Origin of the sequence: Pararhodobacter sp. SW119 (assembly GCF_017811755.1) — a bacterium.
Lineage (GTDB): Bacteria > Pseudomonadota > Alphaproteobacteria > Rhodobacterales > Rhodobacteraceae > Pararhodobacter.
This window is the reverse complement of record NZ_JADDJF010000189.1, coordinates 1-535: the sequence shown is the minus strand read 5'-3', so window position 1 is coordinate 535 and position 535 is coordinate 1. Positions and strand designations below refer to the sequence as shown.

Below are 535 nucleotides of genomic sequence, written 5' to 3'. Positions count from 1 at the left end.
CCGCACCCCTGTCAGCCAAGACAATCGGAAAGCGATCATCTGGCAGATGTTGGACAACACCGATCTGGGATTCCCCGAGACTCTCGCGCGCATTCTGGGCTTCAGCGGCTACTCTGCCGATGAACTCGCGCAGGAAAGCAATCAGGATCCAGACTGGGTCCGTGGCCTCTTTGAGAGGCAAGACGTGTTTCCGGATATTGCAGCGCTCCGTTCGATTGCGAAGGCGCTGGGAGCACCTGAGCCTCAATTTGTTGGTCGAACAATCACGTATCTGCTGGCGAGACAGGCTGAGGAGGAGCTAACCGACTGAATGACTCACTCTCCGCATGGCGCCTGTGTGCAACGCCCATTCGGTTAATCGCATCGTAGATCGACCGGTTTTGGCGAAGATGTCGAGCTTGAGGTAAAGTTGGGTCACCCCCTTGTGGGGGCGTGGATCGAAACTGGTGTAGGTACGGCGCTAGGGTCGCAGCCGCCGGTCGCCCCCCGCGGGGCGTTATGTGTCCGCTCTTTCGTGCATGACCGGCGTCTCGAC

At 58.9% G+C, this 535-nt stretch carries 1 protein-coding gene; it reads left to right on the top strand.

Annotation, left to right across the window (positions count from 1 at the left end):
• The coding region (locus tag IM708_RS21195) for a hypothetical protein (RefSeq protein WP_209428523.1) at positions 1–310 on the top strand (310 nt) is incomplete at its 5' end.
• Between the last annotated feature and the right edge of the window lie 225 nt (positions 311–535).